The organism is Gemmobacter aquarius (assembly GCF_003060865.1).
GTDB lineage: Bacteria > Pseudomonadota > Alphaproteobacteria > Rhodobacterales > Rhodobacteraceae > Paragemmobacter > Paragemmobacter aquarius.
The window spans coordinates 3,521,544-3,537,110 of sequence record NZ_CP028918.1 but is presented as its reverse complement, the minus strand read 5'-3'; the positions used below and the strand labels follow the sequence as shown (position 1 = coordinate 3,537,110).

Sequence of the window (15,567 nt, the reverse complement as noted above, 5' to 3'; positions counted from 1 at the left end):
GATGCGGGGGCCGCCGAAACCCGAGCCTGCGTTACTGCAAACGCTGGCCGTTGGCGAAAAAGCCCTTGTCCTTGAACTCCAGCGTCGAGGTCAGCTCGTCCTCGCCCGTCGCGTTGGCGAACATCGACAGCATCATGCGGAACCCCATCACCTGATCTTCCGGCATCAGCCCCATCGCCACCAGCTTGTCCATCAGCGCGTTGCCGCCCGTCAGCTTCAGGTCCATCTTGCCGGTCGGTACGGGCATCCCGTCATAGGTGGTCAAGTCGCTGTTATCAAACGTAAAAGCGCCCTTTCCCGTCAGATCGGCCCCCGCAATCTTGGCCTGCAACTCGGTAACCTCAAGCGAGTTCAGCTCACCCGGAGGCGTCGTGCCCGCCGCTTCCATCGCCGCCGTGTCGAACAGGTTCGCCGTCAGCGTCGCCGTCCCCTTGGTGTCGATGATCAACGTCGCCGGATCGCGCGACAACTGCTTGGTCGGGTCGAACAGATCCCACACCTCATCCGAGATGGTGAAATCCACCAACCGTGTCATCAGGCTGAAATCGGCAGGCGCATCCGTCGGGCTGACCGGCATCAGGAACCCGAACCCCGCTTCGGCATAAGAAACCGCCACCGAAGGAAACGGCAACTCGGGCGAGGTCATGGTGGTCGTCACGCCCGTCGCGCTGCCCGAATAGGAAAGCCGCGTGTCGTCCATCGCAAAGGCCAGACCGGTCGTCTCGCCCGTGCCGGTGATCTTGGTATTCCCCGTCGCATCGGTCACGTCGATGTCATAGCTCGTCTTGCCAGCCTCGAAACTGCCATCGGTCGCAAAACCGGCTTTCAGCGCCGCCGCCATATCCGCCATCGCGGCGGCATCCAGAAGCGTGCCACTCGTGGTGCCGGTAATATCGGCCATCACGAAATTCACCTTCAACGCGCTCGCCCCGGCCGCACTTCCATCGACCGAGGGCGTCGGGTCGGGGTCGTTACCGGCCACATCCAGCGTCAGGCTATCCGCCGAAAAGCTGGAATTGAGCGACCGCTTATCCCCGTTTGGCGCAAAGATGTACTTTCCTGCCACGTTCACCAGCGACGCCGCAGCGGTCACGTCCATCGCTTCGGCCTTCACCCCTTCGACGCCGGTCAGCGAAAGCCGCACACTCGGCCCCGCGAAATCATAGCTCGTCTCCACCTCGTCGCCCGCCGCGGTCACAACCAGACCCGGTTGTTCCACCAAAAGCGAAATCGTCGTCGGATTGCCGCCCGCCTCCTCGGCTGGCACCGTCACCGTCAGCGGATAAGATTCCGACATGGTTATCTTGACCGACCCGTCGCCATTGTCGGCAAAGCGCACCTCGCCAATCGTCCCCGAAGCCTTCACATCCCCCTGGTCCGAGATGATCGCAAGATCGGTAATGACGATCGCATCCCCTTGGTCATCCACCTTGCCGGGGGTCAGAACCTGCCCGTAACTGGCACTCAGGTCTTGCCAATCCTGCCAGACCTGTGCCGGAGTGACATCGGCAAAGGCGGCTTGGGCCAAAAGGGTGGCAAGAGCGGTCGAACCTGCCAGCAACCGGAATTTCATAATCAACCTCGTGACTGAAAGAATGTATCGCGCAAAAGCATCCTCCCCCCGTGCGAAGGGGTCAAGGCATTACATCGAAAAGTCGGGCAGGATAGATGTCAGGTAAACCCCGAGGAGCAAAAACCATGCAAGGCAAAGTGGTCGTCATCACCGGCGCAAGCCGCGGCATCGGCGCGGCGGCAGCCCGCGAATTCGCAGCCGCAGGGGCGCAAACCGCCCTTCTGGCCCGCAGCACCGATGCGGTCGCATCCCTCGCCGCGTCCCTGCCGCAGTCCATGGCACTGGGCTGCGACGTTGCCGATGCGGCCTCGGTCAACGCGGCAATCGCCGCCGTCATCGCCCGCTTCGGACGAATCGACGTGCTGGTGAACAACGCAGGCGTGATCGACCCCATCGCCCGCCTTGCCGATGCCGATGCTGCCGACTTCGGCCAAGCCATCGACATCAACCTGAAAGGCGTGTTCCACGGCATGAAAGCCGTTCTGCCCGTGATGCGCGCACAGGGCGGCGGCACCATCATCACCGTCTCCTCGGGTGCTGCGGTCAACCCGCTCGAAGGCTGGGGCGCCTATTGCTCCAGCAAGGCGGGCGCCCTCATGCTCACCCGCGTTGCCCATGTCGAAGAAGGCCCCCACGGCATCCGCGTTCTCGGCCTGTCACCGGGAACCGTAGCTACCGACATGCAGGTAAAGATCAAGACAAGCGGCGTGAACGCGGTCAGCAGGCTTGACCCTTCGGCGCATATCCCGCCCGACTGGGCCGCAAGGGCGCTGGTCTGGATGTGCGGCGCGGCGGCCGACCCGTGGCTCGGTTCCGATGTCTCGCTGCGCGAAGACCGCGTGCGCCGCGCCGTGGGCCTGATCGCATGATCACCGCCCATGATGCAGGTGGCCTGCACGTCATCACCCTGAACCGCCCCGAAAAGGCCAACGCCCTGACCGAAGCCATGCTGTCCGCCTTGGCCGATGCGGTAGGCAAAGCCGCCCAAGCCAAACACCCCGCAATCGCCCTCACCGGAGCAGGCCGCGTCTTTTCCGCAGGCGCCGATCTTGACGGCATGGCCGCCGGCCTCGGCACCTCACCCGAATGGGCACGCGCCACGCAGGCCCTTGCCGCCTATCCCGGCCTGACCGTCGCCGCCCTGAACGGCACGCTCGCGGGCGGGGCCTTCGGTCTGGCGCTGGCCTGCGATCTGCGCGTCGCGGTTCCGGCAGCGCAATTCTTCTATCCGGTGATGAAACGCGGCTACCTGCCGCAAAAGGCCGACCCCGCCCGACTGGCAGCCCTGATCGGCCCCTCCCGCGCCAAGATGATCCTCCTCGCCGGCGCACGCATCACCGCCGATCAGGCGCTGGGCTGGGGCCTCGTCGATGTCGTGGCCGAAGACGCACTGGCTGCGGCCCACGCCCTCTGCGCCGATGCCATCGCGGCGGGCAGCCACGGCGCGGCGATCAAGGCGCTGTTCTAGGCCCGATCTTGGCAGCGAACAGATGAAGGCAATCTGAAGACGGCAGTGCAAATCTGTGCATCACCTGTGCATAGCAGAATCCCTGCTATCACCCGCGCCAAAGGGCGCGACATTGCACAAAACCCGACTTTCCCCTAAAGCGGAAAACGCACAGCAGGGGCGGCTTTCATGTCTTTCAACACCTTCGGCCACATCTTCCGCGTCACCACCTGGGGTGAAAGCCACGGCCCCGCCTTGGGCTGCACCGTCGACGGCGTGCCCCCCGGTATCCCCTTGACAGAAAACGATATTCAGCCGTGGCTCGACCGCCGCAAGCCGGGCCAGAACAAGTTTACCACCCAGCGCAAGGAACCCGATCAGGTTCGCATCCTGTCGGGCGTGTTCCAGGACATCACAACCGGCACGCCGATCCAGCTGATGATTGAAAATACCGACCAAAGATCCAAGGATTACGGGGACATAGCCCAAGCCTTCCGCCCCGGCCACGCCGATATCACCTACCACCAGAAATACGGCCACCGCGACTATCGCGGCGGCGGTCGCTCCAGCGCCCGCGAAACCGCAGCCCGCGTCGCGGCAGGCGGGGTGGCACGCAAGGTCTTGGAATCATTGGCCCCTTCTCTGCACATCACCGGCTATATGGTGCAAATGGGCACCCACGGCATCGACCGCAGCCGCTTTGACGCGGCCCAGATCGACGAAAATCCCTTCTGGTGCCCCGACCCCGTCGCCGCCATCGAATGGGCCGCCTACCTCGACGACCTGCGCCTTTCGCACAACTCGGTCGGTGCCATCATCGAAGTCACCGCCACCCAAGTCCCCCCGGCCTAGGCGCCCCGCTCTACGCCAAACTCGACAGCGACCTCGCCTCGGCCATGATGTCGATAAACGCGGTAAAGGGCGTCGAAATCGGTGACGGAATGGCCGTCGCATCCCTGACAGGCGTTGATAATGCTGATGAAATTCGCATGGGACTGAATGGCCCCGAATTTCTGTCGAACCATGCGGGCGGAATTCTGGGCGGCATTTCGACAGGTCAACCTGTCGTCTGCCGCTTCGCCGTCAAGCCCACCTCAAGCATCCTGACCCCCCGCCAGACCATCAATACCAAGGGCGAAGAACTCGATCTGGTGACCAAGGGCCGCCACGACCCCTGCGTCGGCATCCGCGCAGTTCCGGTGGGCGAGGCGATGATGGCCTGCGTCCTGCTCGACCACTTGCTTCTTGACCGTGCCCATACCGGCGGCCAGCGCGGCAAGATTGGCTAACCCTTTAATATTACGTGAAATTCCCGCAGCATCGGAACGCGGCGGGGGCGAAAGCTGATGCCGGTAAACTCGGCCCGCCCGATCCGCGCCAGATCGAACCGGCGAAAATCGCGGCGCAGGTTGCACCACGCCAAAAGCATCAGCGACCGATCCAGAAACACGATCGACAAAGGCCAGATACGGCGGCTGGTCTGCGACCCGTCCTTGTCGCGATAGGTGATCCGCACCTCGGCCTCGTCCCATGACGCCTGCCGCAACATCGCAAGATGTGGTGGTGCGGGGGCGCGAAGATCGAAGCGATAGGTTTCCTGCACCGCATGCACCGCCTGTCGCTGCACCCTCTCGGGCAACGATGCCACAATTTTCGCCTGCGCCGCCCTCGCCGCCTCGGCCAGTTCCGGATCGCCAGTAAGCCGAACCTCGGCCAGACCAAGCACCAAGGCCTCGACCTCGAGTCGCGTGAACATCTGCGGCGGAAGGGCAGGGTCCTCGGTCAAGGTGTACCCCACCCCCGCCGCCCCGTCGATCAAGGCGCCCCCCGCCCGAAGTGAGGCGATGTCGCGGTAAAGCGACCGCTCCGAAACCCCCGTCTCCGCCGCCAGCCGCGCCGCGGTGACAGGCTGCGGCAACATCCGCAGCGCCTGCAACAATCGAAACAGTCGGTCAGCACGGGCCATGCGTGTTCCTGCCAGCTTTTGTCAGTAACCCTACCGCATACACCGACCACTACCAACCAAAAGGATCAAAAATGGCAAAAGCGGCATTTAGAAGCAAACGAGGCTGTACCGATTCAAGATACTGATATTATTGTATATTCAGACGCGGTCATGTTGGCGCTGACTGATGGGTTTCCCGAAAGTGGCCTTGGTCCAATCGCAACGGACCCCCAGCGCAGCGCCTATCTGACGTGGCTTTTCTGGGTACGGCTCGGTGATCGAGCCGGTTCTGAATCAGACGGCCGTGGGGCTTTCCAATCCATGATGAGTGTAGCCTAGACTGGTCGTCGGCTGATCTGCACGGCGAGGATGCCGCCCGCCACCACGGCAACGCCAAGCAAATCGAACGGCCCGACCTCTTCGCCCAACAACAGCGCGGCGATGACCACGCCGAAAAACGGGTTCAGAAAGTGGAATGTCGCTGCCCGAACCGCCCCGATCCGCCGTACAAGCTCAAACCAAAGCAAGGTCGCGGCCAGTCCCGGAACCAATATCTGGTAGACGAAGGCGGCAAGGAAAGCGGGTGTCAGGTTCAGCCTCGGCTCTTCGAAGACCAGCGCCAGCACCACCAGCGCCGCCGATCCCACCAGCATCTGCAGGCCCACCACCATCAGCAAATTGCCCTGCCCGCTCGCTGACCGCAGCGTCAGCGTGGCCACTGCCAAGGCCAGTGCCCCCCCGATGCAGAACACTACACCCAGATGGTCGGCCCCACCCTCCACTCGCGTTCCCATGATAAGCGCGACGCCGGCAAAGCCTGCAACCAGCCCCGCGACACCCAATCGTCCAATTTTGTCGCCGCGAATGATCCAGCCCAAGGCAGCTACGATCAATGGCATCGATGCCGCGATGATCACAGCCAGCGATGCCTCGATCCATTGCAGCGCCAGAAAGTTCAACCCCAGGTAGGCCGCGTTCTGGCACAGCCCGAATACGATCACAGAACGCCGCTGAAGCGGCTGCAAGCGCCATGTCTGTCCCAACAAAAGCGCTACACCGATGGCAAGCGCCCCCGAGATCGCGAAACGGCAGGCGAGTGCATAAAGCGGCGGTGCGTCGGCCACGATGATCCGGGCCGTTGCAAAGGCCGAAGACCACATCAGACTGAAAGTCAGCCCCATCAGAACCGCGCGAAAATCCATGAATTCCTCTCTGTCCGCGCATCGTTTCCCGGTATTGACATAACCAAGCGAGGTGGACGCATGCAAAAGGGCCGCCCGGAAAGAGCGGCCCCGTATCGGTCTTGACGACCGATGAAATATCAGGCGTTGACGCTGTCTTTCAGTGCTTTGGCGATCGAGAACTTGACTTGCTTGTCGGCAGGCTTTGGCACGGTCTCGCCGGTCGCAGGGTTGCGAACCAGACGCTCGGGGCGGGCGCGGCAAACGATTTTGCCCAGACCCGGCAGCGTGACGGCACCGCCAGCTGCGACTTCACGCGACACGACGGCTGCGATGGCGTCGAGGGCAGCACCGGCCAGTTTCTTGTCCGAACCCATTTCTTCGGCCAGAGCGGCAACAAGCTGCGTCTTGGTCATCGGTTTCTGCATTTCTCTATCCTTCGTTTCTGACCCGCTCTGACAGGCGGGTATGTCCCTGTAGTTTAAGCGACTGTCTTGCCGCTAAATTAGGTTTTGCCGAACAAATCAAGCCTATTTCGCAAAGCCCGCCTAGAATAGGCAAGGGTTTTCGGCCGAAAGCTCACAGGAAGGCGGTCTCGTCAAAGCTGCGCAACTTGCGGCTATGTATGCGTTCGATCGGCATTTCGCGCAGCAGTTCCATGGCGCGAACCCCGATCAGCAAATGCCGTGCAACCTGCGTCTTGTAGAATTCGGACGCCATGCCGGGCAGTTTCAACTCGCCATGCAGCGGTTTGTCGGACACGCACAGCAGCGTTCCATAGGGCACACGAAAGCGAAATCCGTTGGCAGCGATTGTCGCACTTTCCATATCCAGCGCGATGGCCCGCGATTGCGACAGGCGCTGAACCGGCCCCGACTGGTCGCGCAACTCCCAGTTGCGATTGTCGATGGTGGCAACCGTTCCGGTCCGCATGATGCGCTTGAGTTCATAGCCTTCGAGCTGCGTCACCTCTTCCACGGCATCTTCCAGAGCGATCTGGATTTCCGCCAAGGCCGGGATAGGCACCCAGACCGGCAGGTCGGCGTCCAGCACATGGTCTTCGCGCAAATAGGCGTGGGCCAGCACGAAATCACCCATCGACTGCGAATTCCGCAGACCGGCGCAATGGCCCACCATCAGCCAGGCGTGTGGGCGCAGGACCGCGATATGGTCGGTCGCGGTTTTCGCGTTCGACGGCCCGACGCCGATGTTGACCAGAGTGACGCCCTGACCGTCAGGCCGTTTCAGGTGATAGGCCGGCATTTGCGGCATCTTTGCCGCCTGCTGCAAGATCGCGCCGCTGTCTGTGATGATCTGGTTTCCGGGCGCCACGAAGGCGGAATAGCCCAAGACCGGATCGGCAAGCATCTTGCGGGCATAGGCTTCGAATTCGTCGACATAGAACTGGTAGTTGGTGAAAAGTACATGATTCTGGAAATGTTCGACATCGGTCGCCGTGTAATGCACCAGCCGCGCAAGCGAATAGTCCACACGCTGTGCCGTGAACGGAGCCAAGGGTTGCGAACCGTCCGGATGGAACTGGCGTGTGCCGTTGACGATGTCATCATTGGTAGTGGCAAGGTCCGGCACGTCGAAGACATCACGCAGGCTGAACTCAAGCACGCCTTCCTGCGGGATCGTCACATTCGGGTTCCCTGCGACGGCGAAATGCACTGGCATGGGGGTGTTGGACGCACCGATCACCACCGGCTGCCCGTGGTTCTGGATCAATAGACCCAACTGCTGGATCAGGTAATTCCTGAACAGCCCCGGCCGCGTTACCGTAGTGGAATAGCTGCCCGGCGCGGCGACATAGCCAAACGAGAGACGCGAATCGGTCTTCACATGGCTCGTCGTCGTCAAACGGATTTCGGGGTAGAAGGCACGCACCCGTGCTTGCGGTTTTTGGCCGGTGATAGAGGCTGCGAAATGCTGCGACAGGAATCTGGTCGCGGCATCGTAGATTTGCTCCAGCCGGTCGACTGCAGCAGCCGGGTCGTAAAATGCCTGCGGGGCAGGGTAATCCGGCATCAATACCGGCAGGGCGTCTTCTTGCATATCACATCATTTCATTTCTCATCCTCCATCTAAGCCGGAAGCGGATCACTCGCGCAAGTGAAGGCTTTGAGACAAAGGCAGCGCAACAGGCCACTCATGCCCGCGTTTCGGGATGGCCCCTCTTGCAGCCATTGCAGCGGCACCTGATAGTCGCAGGATGAAAACCTTGCTCTCCATAGGCCACGGCTATTCTGCCCGTGCCCTGTCACGTCGCCTTATCCCGCAGGGATGGCGCGTGATCGGCACGACGCGGTCTGCAACGAAAGCCGCAGAACTGCTGGCTGACGGTGTCGAGGCGCTGATCTTGCCATGCGCGCTTTCCGAAGCGATCGCATCCGCGACGCATATCCTTTCCTCCGTCGCACCTGATGACGAGGGGGATCCGATCCTGCGCGAGCATCGGGCCGAACTTGCGGCAGCACGGCCCGAGTGGGCAGCTTATCTTTCTACCACCGCCGTTTATGGCGACCATCAGGGCGGATGGGTCGATGAAACGACAGCGCTCTCTCCGACCACCCGTCGTGGCGCCGCCCGCGTGCTTGCCGAAGCCGAGTGGGCCAGCCTTGGTTTGCCGCTTCATATTTTCCGTCTGGCCGGGATCTATGGCCCCGGTCGCGGCCCGTTCGAAAAGGTCCGCGATGGCACCGCCCGCCGCATTTTGAAACCGGGGCAGGTTTTCTCGCGCATCCATGTGGATGACATCGCAAATGCGCTTACCGCTTCTATCGCCCGCCCGAACCCCGGCGCGATCTATAACATATGCGACGACGATCCTGCTCCGCCGGAGGATGTCATCGGTCATGCTGCGGAACTCCTTGGTCTCCCGCTACCCGAAGCAATTCCGTATGACCAAGCAGAAATGACGCCTATGGCTCGTAGTTTTTACGCTGAATCCAAACGCGTCCGGAACGACCGGATCAAGACCGAACTTGGTGTCCGCCTGATCTACCCGTCCTATCACGAGGGCCTAGCCGCCCTTTTGGCGGCGGAAGGCGTCCGCGGCTGATCGGTTTGCCCATGGAACCGAGCGACCTGCATCGCAGGGCGCGCAAAATCGCAGGGCGCGCAAAAAAAACCATTCACGAACCCTTGAACGCCAGCGGCGTACCTCCATATCGAACGTTGCGGACCGGGCCCCTCTGACGGCATGTTGATGTCGTGATGTCGGACCGCATCGAGTGCGCTCGATGTCATGCCCGGTATTTGGCTGACCTCTCGGCGTGTGTAGCAAACAGAGAGGTCCCTTCGGTGGAATTCCTATTTCTTCCCTTCCTCGCCACGCCGGTCTGGATGTGGCTTGTCTTCATCACCTTGGTCGTCGGCCTGTTGGTGCTCGACCTTGGCGTCCTGCACAAAGACGACCACGAGATCGGTGTCGCTGAAAGCCTGAAACTTTCGGCAATGTATATCGCCCTCGGCCTCGGCTTCGCGGGCTTCGTGTGGTGGCAACTCACCCCCGAGGCGACGGCGCAGTATCTGACCGCCTTTGTGGTGGAAAAGACGCTGGCGCTCGACAATATCTTCGTCATAGCGCTGATCTTCTCGTTCTTCGCCATTCCGCGTCAGTATCAACACCGCGTGCTGTTCTGGGGCATCCTCGGGGTGATTGTGCTGCGCGGCATCATGATCGCGCTCGGCGCGACCATCGTGGCCAACTACGGCTGGGTGCTTTACGTCTTTGCCGTGTTCCTGATCTTCACCGGCATCAAGATGCTATTCGTTTCGGAAAAGCCGCACGACCTTTCTGGCAACCCGCTGCTCAAGTTCTTGCGCCGCCGCATGAACGTGACGGACGAGGTGAAAGGCAATGAATTCTTCGTACGCCAGCCGCATCCGGAAACCGGCAAGATCACGCGTTATGCAACGCCGCTGTTCCTTGCGCTGATCCTGATCGAAATCGCCGACCTCGTCTTCGCGGTCGACTCGGTGCCCGCAGTCTTCACCATCACGACCGACCCTTTCATCGTCTATACGTCGAACATCTTCGCAATCCTTGGCCTGCGCGCCCTTTACTTTGCGCTGGCGGCGATCTTGCACCGTTTCGCCTACCTGAAATATGCGCTCTCGCTGCTTCTGGTCTTCATCGGATCGAAGATATTCATCGCCGACCTGTTCGGTTGGGAAAAATTCCCGCCCGCATGGTCGCTGGGCATCACCTTCGCCATTCTCGGCGCCGGGGTTGCGGTGTCGATATGGAAGACAAGAGGTCAGGCGCCGGACGAAAAAGCTGCGTCCACGGTTTGACACGGTAAACAAGGTGACGCCCGAAGCCCCGCGCTTCGGGCGTTGTCATTTTCGAAAATGTGCCAAAGCAACCGTCTCGAGGCGCCGTCCAAAAGCGCACTGTGGCTCTTAATCCGCCGCAAGTTCCACATTCAAGGCAAGCGCATCAAGGCTGATGCTTTCGCCGTTCGCCAGCAGGATCACGCTAACGCCGGTGGTCAGGTTGCGTTGAAAATAGGTCGATGTCCCCATCCAGCTTCCCGAATGCATCGCATAGTCGCTTCCATCTATTTCTTCCAGAAACCAGCCGTAGCCATAACCTTGCCCGTCGTCATCTATGGGGCTTCCGTCTGCCATGACGCCGTTGGTGAACAGCACCGACATGTCCTCGAGCAGGTCGCCCCGCGAAAGGGCCGCTTCGTATTTTGCCAGATCCTTAAGGTTGGTGAACACGTTGCCATCGCCTTCGATCACCGTCGGTTCATGCGAAGGCGCGAAGTCACCGCCGGTTCCGTCATAACCTGTGACGGCCAGATTTGGATCGACTGGCTCTTTCAGGCTGGTCATGGTCATTGCCAACGGCCCCCACAGGCGCCCAGACAGCACTGTCGCCAACGAGTCGGCCTCGTCCATCGCAGCCACGGCTGAACCAAGCGTAACATACCCGCTGTTGGAATAGGAGAACACGTCGCCCGGTTCGGCCTCGCGCGGTTCACCCGAAAGCCAAGCGATCACGTCTTCATTCATGGTTGTTTCATCATAGTCCAGCGTCCCGTTCAGATAATCGGGCAAGCCGCCGATGTGATGGATCAGATCATTCACGGTCAGTGGCCGGTCGGTTCCGCCGTCGCCAAGTGCGGGCAGAATGTCCGTGAGAACCGTATCGGGCTCATAGCTTCCCTCCTCGATCTGCATGGCAGCCATCAAGGCGGTCATCTCTTTGGAGACGCTGGCAAGGTCAAATATCGAAAGCGGCGTAACCGGCGTCTCGCTGTCTATATCGGCCAGACCATATCCGGCCATGTGAACCACCTTGCCGTTGCGCGTGACGAGTACTGCCAGACCAGGCGTCTCGTCGCCAACGACTTGCCTGACTTCGGCATCCACCCCGGGAAGGACCGGTTCCGCCGACACGGCAGACGGCGCCAAACCTAGCGCCAAAATCACTCGCCACATAACTTTCTACCCTCAAAAGATCGGTCAGGCCCGTCTGCCCACGACCGCCACATCCAGTGCCGCCAGAACCCGCGCCTCGATCTGCATCGCGTCGAGGCCTGCGACTTCATACATCCGTTCGGGGCTGGCCTGATCAATGAAGATATCGGGCAGAACCATCGAACGGAACTTCAGCCCGCGGTCAAAAATGCCCTCATCTGCGAACAATTGCGCGACATGGCTGCCAAATCCTCCGACAGCGCCCTCTTCGACGGTCACCAATGCCTCATGGTTTCGCGCGGCGTTAAGCAACAGGTCGCGGTCCAGCGGTTTGGCGAAGCGGGCATCGATCACGGTCGGAGCAATCCCCCGCGCAACCAGCGCTTCTGCAGCCCGCATCACTTCGGACAGACGTGTTCCGAAGGATACGATTGCAACGCGACCGCCTTCGCGGATCACGCGGCCCTTGCCGATTGCCAGCGGCACACCGCGCACGGGCAAATCGACGCCTGCCCCATCGCCACGGGGATAGCGGAACGCAATCGGTCCTTCGTCATGCGCCGCTGCGGTCGCAACCATGTGCATCAACTCGGCTTCGTCGGCTGCGGCCATCACGACGATGCCGGGCAGATTGGCAAGGAACGCGATATCGAATGCCCCTGCATGTGTAGCTCCGTCCGCGCCAACCAATCCGGCGCGGTCGATTGCAAAGCGCACGGGCAAGCGTTGGATCGCCACATCATGCACGACCTGATCGTAACCGCGCTGCAAGAAGGTAGAGTAGATCGCGCAAAAAGGCTTCATCCCGCCTGCCGCCAGACCGGCGCTGAAGGTCACTGCATGCTGCTCGGCGATGCCCACATCGAAGATTCGCTTTGGGTAGCGGTCGGCGAACAAGTTCAAACCCGTCCCGTCCGGCATCGCAGCAGTCACCGCAACGATCTTGTCATCGCGCTCTGCCTCGGCAATCAGCCCTTGGGCGAAGACCTTGGTATAGCTTGGTGCATTCGATGCCGCCTTGGCCTGCACGCCGGTCAGCACATCGAACTTGCCCGTCGCGTGCCCCTTGTCCCGCGCAGCCTCGGCCGGGGCGTAGCCTTTGCCTTTCTTGGTGATTACATGGATCAGCATCGGCCCCGTCGCCCGCGATTTGGCAGTTCGCAGCACTGCCAGAAGTTGCTCCAGATCGTGCCCGTCAATCGGTCCGACATAGGAAAAGCCCAGTTCCTCGAACAGCGTCCCGCCGACAGCTATGCCCTTGAGCATTTCTTTTGCCCGACGTGCCCCCTCTTGAAACGGCTCGGGCAAAAGGGATACCGCACCTTTCGCTGCCGCCTTGAATTCCTGAAACGGAGCACCCGTGTAAAGCCGTGTGAAATAGGCAGACAGCGCACCGACGGGCGGGGCTATCGACATCTCGTTGTCGTTCAGAATGACGAAAAGCCGCTTTTTCAGGTGCCCCGCATTGTTCATAGCCTCGAAGGCCATGCCGGCACTCATGCTGCCATCGCCGATTACCGCAATGGCATCGCCGGGATCGCCGCCGAGGTCGCGCGCTGCGGCAAACCCCAGAGCGGCGGAAATCGAAGTCGAGGAATGTGCTGCACCAAAAGGATCGAACGGGCTTTCCGACCGTTTGGTAAAGCCTGACAGCCCACCTTCCGTCCGCAGCGTTCGGATGCGATCGCGTCGCCCTGTCAGTATCTTGTGCGGATAGCACTGGTGCCCGACATCCCAGACAAGCTTGTCGCGGGGCGTGTCGAACACGGCGTGAATGGCAACCGTCAGCTCGACCACGCCGAGGCCCGCGCCCAGATGGCCGCCGGTTTCGGATACGGCAGAAATAGTCTCGGCCCGCAATTCGTCAGCCACCATCCGCAATTCACGGTCGGACAGCGACTTCATGTCCGCAGGCAGGTGCACGCGGTCAAGAATGGGGGTGACGGGTTTCTTGCTCATTGTCTCAACTTTCCCGCGCAATCACGAACCGCGCCGCCGCTATCAGGTTCACTGCCCCTGTGCCATAGGGCGACAGATGCGCCTCGGCCTCATCGATCAAATGCAAGGCCCTTGCTTTTGCCTCGGCCAGTCCCAAGAGCGAGACGAACGTCGCCTTGCCGGCCTCGGCATCTTTTTGCAGCCGCTTACCCGCCTTGGCCGCGTCGCCCTCGACATCGAGCACATCGTCCCAGATCTGAAAGGCCAATCCCAAAGCAGTCGCATAGTTCCGTAGCGGAGCCGGATCGGCGCCAGCCATTATCGCACCCGCTTCGGCCGACCAGCGTATCAGCGCCCCCGTCTTGCCTGCCTGCAGTCGGGTTATGTCCACCAGCGTAAGCGGCGTTGCCACCGTCTCGGCCGCAATATCCAGCGCTTGTCCAAGCACCATCCCTTCGGCCCCGGACGCCTTGGCCAGACCCACGACAAGTGCAACCTGCACATCCGCAGGCCCGAGAGCAGGGTCGCACAACAACTCGAAAGCCAGTGTTTGAAGCGCGTCGCCAGCAAGAACGGCAGTCGCCTCGTCCCACTTCACATGAACAGTCGGTTGCCCGCGCCGCAAGTCATCGTCATCCATGCAGGGCAGGTCGTCATGGACAAGGGAATAGGCATGCAAAGCCTCGACCGCTGCCGCAGCGGCAAGAGCATCGGGAGCACCGAGCATCCGCGCCGATTCCAAAGCCAAAAAGCCGCGCAGCCGTTTGCCACCGCGCAGGGCGTAACGCATCGCGTCGACAACCGGCACATCGGCCCGTCCGACCAGAGCTGCCATGAGGCGCGCTTCGATCCGGTCCGCATCGGCCGCCAAAATTTGCCTGAAGCTCACAGTCCCTCCGCGGGGGCCGTTCCGACTGCGCGGCCTTCCTGTGCGCGGATCATCTCGACCTTGGCCTCGGCTGCAGCCAGCTTGTCGGAGCAATGCTTCTTCAAGGCAGCGCCCTTTTCGTAAAGCGCAATAGACTGCTCCAAAGCCACATCGCCCCGCTCGAGTTGGTTGACCACCTGCTCCAGCGCCGCCATCGCTTCTTCGAAGCTCATCTCGGCCACGGGTTTGTCGCTCATCGTCCTCGCTCCTCTAGCACGCCTACATGCGCCGTCACGCAGGCCTCCAACGCCTGCAAATCATATCCCCCTTCGAGTGTCGAGACGATCCGCCCACCCGAATGGGTGTCGGCGATGTCGCACAACCGCCCCGTCAACCAGCGATAGTCGTCCGCATGCCATTCCAGATTGGCCAGCGGATCGTCCACATGGGCATCGAAACCCGCCGATACCAGCAGGAATTCCGGCGCAAAGGCTTCCAATGCGGGGAATACGCGCGCCTCGTATGCCGACCTCATCGCTGCGCTGCCGGAACCTGCCTGCAACGGAACATTCAAGATCTGCCCGTGTGCTCCACGCTCGGTCTCGGCGCCGCTGCCGGGATAGAGCGGCATCTGATGGGTCGAGACGAACAGGCAGCGTGGTTCGTTCCACAGCAAATCCTGGGTCCCGTTGCCGTGATGCACGTCGAAATCGACTATCGCCACGCGTTTCAGACTGTGCTGGTCCAAGGCACGCTTCGCCGCAATCGCCACATTGCCGAACAGGCAAAAGCCCATCGCGGTCGCCGTTTCGGCATGATGCCCCGGGGGCGACCCGCCACAAAGGCATTTCGCGCCTTACCCAAGATCACGGCATCGACCGCCGCAACGCAGCCCCCGACCCCGCGCAATGCTGCGGTCAACGACCGCGGTGAAAGGTAAGTGTCGCCATCAAGCCGGGCCCATCCTTTGACCGGTACTGCCGTGTTGACGCGGGCCAGATAGGAAGCTGGATGGCAACGCAAAACCTCCACTTCGTCGGCCAGGGGCGCTTCGCGTCTCTCGACTTCCAACCCTGTCAGTCCGCGCTCTACCGCGCCCAGCCGCGCCACTTGTTCAGGGTGCCCTGGTGGAGTCTCGTGGCCGAGGAAATCGGAGTGGGTAAAAACCAGCGTCACCAT

13 protein-coding genes and 2 pseudogenes are annotated in these 15,567 nt (G+C 61.4%); 5 read left to right on the top strand and 10 right to left on the bottom strand.

The window, feature by feature from the left end; all coding sequences use genetic code 11:
* Positions 1-31: 31 nt before the first annotated feature.
* Complete coding sequence (locus tag HYN69_RS17120) at positions 32-1,573, bottom strand: DUF2125 domain-containing protein (RefSeq protein WP_108436806.1); 1,542 nt, start codon at positions 1,571-1,573, stop codon at positions 32-34.
* Between the two features lie 125 nt (positions 1,574-1,698).
* Here HYN69_RS17120 and HYN69_RS17115 point away from each other — a divergent pair, with 125 nt between their 5' ends.
* The 3 genes and pseudogenes from HYN69_RS17115 (at position 1,699) to aroC (ending at position 4,309) form a co-directional block, all read left to right on the top strand.
* Entirely contained in the window at positions 1,699-2,442 is a 744-nt protein-coding gene (locus HYN69_RS17115; RefSeq protein WP_108436805.1) for an SDR family oxidoreductase, read from the top strand.
* Entirely contained in the window at positions 2,439-3,041 is a 603-nt protein-coding gene (locus tag HYN69_RS17110) for an enoyl-CoA hydratase/isomerase family protein (protein WP_108436804.1), read from the top strand. Before HYN69_RS17115 ends, HYN69_RS17110 begins: the two co-directional genes overlap by 4 nt.
* Before the next feature lie 168 nt (positions 3,042-3,209).
* Positions 3,210-4,309 (top strand): annotated as a pseudogene (gene aroC, locus HYN69_RS17105) (chorismate synthase).
* Here the strand turns inward: aroC and HYN69_RS17100 are convergent.
* The 4 genes from HYN69_RS17100 to HYN69_RS17085 all read right to left on the bottom strand — a co-directional run bounded on the left by HYN69_RS17100 (position 4,306) and on the right by HYN69_RS17085 (position 8,204).
* Entirely contained in the window at positions 4,306-4,986 is a 681-nt protein-coding gene (locus HYN69_RS17100) for a helix-turn-helix transcriptional regulator (protein WP_108436803.1), read from the bottom strand. The pseudogene aroC and the gene HYN69_RS17100 overlap by 4 nt on opposite strands.
* Before the next feature lie 314 nt (positions 4,987-5,300).
* The gene (locus HYN69_RS17095; RefSeq protein ID WP_108436802.1) at positions 5,301-6,167 is read right to left on the bottom strand and encodes a DMT family transporter; all 867 of its coding nucleotides are present in this window, start codon (positions 6,165-6,167) and stop codon (positions 5,301-5,303) included.
* 119 nt (positions 6,168-6,286) lie between these two features.
* Positions 6,287-6,574 carry an HU family DNA-binding protein gene (locus HYN69_RS17090; RefSeq protein ID WP_108436801.1) on the bottom strand — a complete coding sequence of 96 codons (288 nt, stop codon included), beginning with the start codon at positions 6,572-6,574 and terminating at the stop codon, positions 6,287-6,289.
* A gap of 151 nt (positions 6,575-6,725) precedes the next feature.
* Positions 6,726-8,204, bottom strand: coding sequence for an AMP nucleosidase (locus HYN69_RS17085; protein WP_108436800.1), 1,479 nt, complete (start codon positions 8,202-8,204; stop codon positions 6,726-6,728).
* A gap of 157 nt (positions 8,205-8,361) precedes the next feature.
* On the opposite strand from HYN69_RS17085, the gene HYN69_RS17080 reads away from it, so the two are divergent.
* Both HYN69_RS17080 and HYN69_RS17075 read left to right on the top strand, forming a co-directional pair.
* Positions 8,362-9,210, top strand: a complete 849-nt coding sequence (locus tag HYN69_RS17080) for an SDR family oxidoreductase (protein ID WP_108436799.1) — start codon at positions 8,362-8,364, stop codon at positions 9,208-9,210.
* A gap of 242 nt (positions 9,211-9,452) precedes the next feature.
* The gene (locus HYN69_RS17075) at positions 9,453-10,448 is read left to right on the top strand and encodes a TerC family protein (RefSeq protein ID WP_108436798.1); all 996 of its coding nucleotides are present in this window, start codon (positions 9,453-9,455) and stop codon (positions 10,446-10,448) included.
* Between the two features lie 108 nt (positions 10,449-10,556).
* Here the strand turns inward: HYN69_RS17075 and HYN69_RS17070 are convergent, their stop codons facing one another.
* From HYN69_RS17070 to HYN69_RS17050, 5 genes and pseudogenes are all read right to left on the bottom strand, one after another.
* The gene (locus HYN69_RS17070) at positions 10,557-11,561 is read right to left on the bottom strand and encodes a serine hydrolase domain-containing protein (RefSeq protein WP_159082512.1); all 1,005 of its coding nucleotides are present in this window, start codon (positions 11,559-11,561) and stop codon (positions 10,557-10,559) included.
* Between the two features lie 66 nt (positions 11,562-11,627).
* Positions 11,628-13,541 carry a 1-deoxy-D-xylulose-5-phosphate synthase gene (dxs, locus tag HYN69_RS17065; protein ID WP_108436796.1) on the bottom strand — a complete coding sequence of 638 codons (1,914 nt, stop codon included), beginning with the start codon at positions 13,539-13,541 and terminating at the stop codon, positions 11,628-11,630.
* A 4-nt stretch (positions 13,542-13,545) separates the two neighbouring features.
* Positions 13,546-14,355, bottom strand: coding sequence for a polyprenyl synthetase family protein (locus HYN69_RS17060; RefSeq protein ID WP_407925262.1), 810 nt, complete (start codon positions 14,353-14,355; stop codon positions 13,546-13,548).
* 50 nt (positions 14,356-14,405) lie between these two features.
* A complete protein-coding gene (locus tag HYN69_RS17055) occupies positions 14,406-14,645 on the bottom strand; it encodes an exodeoxyribonuclease VII small subunit (RefSeq protein ID WP_108436794.1) in 240 nt (79 codons plus the stop codon).
* Positions 14,642-15,567: pseudogene (locus tag HYN69_RS17050) on the bottom strand (histone deacetylase family protein). Before HYN69_RS17050 ends, HYN69_RS17055 begins: the two are co-directional and overlap by 4 nt.

What these genes read in the sequence shown, in the direction of transcription:
- HYN69_RS17120 (WP_108436806.1), bottom strand. Translation starts at nt 1,573, where the DNA reads ATGAAATTCCGGTTGCTGGCAGGTTCGACCGCTCTTGCCACCCTTTTG.
- HYN69_RS17115 (WP_108436805.1), top strand. Translation starts at nt 1,699, where the DNA reads ATGCAAGGCAAAGTGGTCGTCATCACCGGCGCAAGCCGCGGCATCGGC.
- HYN69_RS17110 (WP_108436804.1), top strand. Translation starts at nt 2,439, where the DNA reads ATGATCACCGCCCATGATGCAGGTGGCCTGCACGTCATCACCCTGAAC.
- HYN69_RS17100 (WP_108436803.1), bottom strand. Translation starts at nt 4,986, where the DNA reads ATGGCCCGTGCTGACCGACTGTTTCGATTGTTGCAGGCGCTGCGGATG.
- HYN69_RS17095 (WP_108436802.1), bottom strand. Translation starts at nt 6,167, where the DNA reads ATGGATTTTCGCGCGGTTCTGATGGGGCTGACTTTCAGTCTGATGTGG.
- HYN69_RS17090 (WP_108436801.1), bottom strand. Translation starts at nt 6,574, where the DNA reads ATGCAGAAACCGATGACCAAGACGCAGCTTGTTGCCGCTCTGGCCGAA.
- HYN69_RS17085 (WP_108436800.1), bottom strand. Translation starts at nt 8,204, where the DNA reads ATGCAAGAAGACGCCCTGCCGGTATTGATGCCGGATTACCCTGCCCCG.
- HYN69_RS17080 (WP_108436799.1), top strand. Translation starts at nt 8,362, where the DNA reads ATGAAAACCTTGCTCTCCATAGGCCACGGCTATTCTGCCCGTGCCCTG.
- dxs (WP_108436796.1), bottom strand. Translation starts at nt 13,541, where the DNA reads ATGAGCAAGAAACCCGTCACCCCCATTCTTGACCGCGTGCACCTGCCT.
- HYN69_RS17060 (WP_407925262.1), bottom strand. Translation starts at nt 14,355, where the DNA reads ATGGCAGCTCTGGTCGGACGGGCCGATGTGCCGGTTGTCGACGCGATG.
- HYN69_RS17055 (WP_108436794.1), bottom strand. Translation starts at nt 14,645, where the DNA reads ATGAGCGACAAACCCGTGGCCGAGATGAGCTTCGAAGAAGCGATGGCG.